Origin of the sequence: Acinetobacter sp. ABJ_C5_2 (genome assembly GCF_044538485.1) — a bacterium.
GTDB classification, from domain to species: domain Bacteria; phylum Pseudomonadota; class Gammaproteobacteria; order Pseudomonadales; family Moraxellaceae; genus Acinetobacter; species Acinetobacter nosocomialis_A.
The window spans coordinates 1-1,700 of sequence record NZ_JBIUCS010000075.1; the positions used below are offsets into that span (position 1 = coordinate 1).

Annotated in this window: 2 protein-coding genes; one reads left to right on the top strand and one right to left on the bottom strand. The window is 33.8% G+C overall.

Going from position 1 to position 1,700, the window contains the following annotated elements; all coding sequences use genetic code 11:
• Positions 1–110: 110 nt before the first annotated feature.
• On the top strand, positions 111–803 hold the full coding sequence (locus ACH8JV_RS19365; protein ID WP_396523262.1) for a TIGR04219 family outer membrane beta-barrel protein: 693 nt from the start codon (positions 111–113) through the stop codon (positions 801–803).
• 47 nt (positions 804–850) lie between these two features.
• On the opposite strand, the gene ACH8JV_RS19370 is transcribed toward ACH8JV_RS19365, so the two are convergent.
• Entirely contained in the window at positions 851–1,447 is a 597-nt protein-coding gene (locus tag ACH8JV_RS19370) for a glutathione S-transferase family protein (protein ID WP_396523264.1), read from the bottom strand.
• Between the last annotated feature and the right edge of the window lie 253 nt (positions 1,448–1,700).

Consider the following 1,700-nt stretch of genomic DNA (forward strand, 5'->3'; position numbering starts at 1 on the left):
ATATTAAAAATCGAAGATATAGAAGCTTTATATTCACCATTTTTCATCAATGCATAACTGCAAAGATATCTATATCATGCGTTCAAAGATTTTCTTTTTTAGGATTGATGATGAAAATATTAAAACTGTCTTTTTTAGCACTCGGGATGGGTCTTAGCGGATTCGCACAAGCTGATTTTATAGGAGTTAAAGGAGACGTTGGTTATTGGTTTTACGATGGTAAAGCAAACATGTCTTCACAACTACCAGATGATCAAGATTTAGATCGAAAAGGCAGTGCACAGCTTTCACTCGCTTTTGAGCATCCAATTCCATTTATTCCAAATGCAAAAATTCGCTATGTAAATCTAGATACACAAACTAAGTCAGAGACCTTAGGCCAAGCTAACTATAAAATTAATTTAGATCATAGCGATTTTATTCTTTACTACGAATTATTAGATAATATTGTGAGTATAGATGCAGGGCTTGGTGCAACTGTATTAAATGGTGATATCACTGCCTATACTGGTAAACGTGTGGATATTGATAAAACATATCCTATTGCTTATTTGTCAGGCGAAGTAAAACTTCCATTCACAGGTTTAAGTGCTAAAGGCGAAGCAACCTATACAAACTTTAATGATGCAAAAATCACAGATGCATTAGCAGAGGTAAAGTATAAATTCGTCGATAATTTAGCAGTTGATTTAGGCTTGAAAGCTGGCTACCGCGTACTCAATATTGACTTAGATGACTATGATAACAATGACCTTAAATTTGAGTTTAAAGGTCCATATGTAGGCTTGGAAGCACACTTCTAAATCAAATGTTCAGATATAAAAAGAACTCTATATGAGTTCTTTTTTATTTAAATCATATCTACATAACCTAAATATTCTCGAATTCTTTGACACCAAGCTCGAATATTTGGATATAACTTTAAATCGAAGCCGCCTTCCTCAGCGACATGCGTATATGCATATAAAGCGATATCCGCAATGGTCAATTCATTTCCAACGAGATAATCATACTCTAATAAAGCTTTATCCATAATAGATAGCGCTTTATGGCCTTTTGGCTGTAAATTATGATATTCCTCTATTCTTTCTGCTGGTAACCCTAAATACTTATTAATAAAACGAGCAACTGCAATAAATGGTTCATGGCTATACTGCTCAAAGAACATCCACTGATACATTTTTGCTTTAATAAAAGGATCTGTAGGAATAAATTTTGATCCTTCAGCCACATAACCTAAAATAGCATTGGATTCACTCAAAACACGACCATCATCCAGCACTAATACAGGTATTTTTCCATTGGGATTTAACGACAAAAAATCATCTGTTTGAGTTTCTTTGTTTAAAATATCAACATGGATCCATGTATGATTAATTTTTAATAAGGAAAGTAATAATTTAATCTTATAACAATTACCCGAACTTACATCACCATAAATTATCATCGATCCACTTCCCTTATTATGCATACTTAAAAGATTAATTTTCTTGTTACTTATAACAGAACTCTTTCTTAGAATTAATATATATCGGCTTTTATTGTCTACATTCAGAGTTTTATATTTATTCCGCGCATAAAGCAACACCCCGGTTTCTTTCGAGACCGGGGTGTTTGGAATAATGAGCTGGCGATGACTTACTCTCACATGGGTAACCCCACACTACCATCAGCGCTAAGAGGTTTCACTTCTGAGTTCG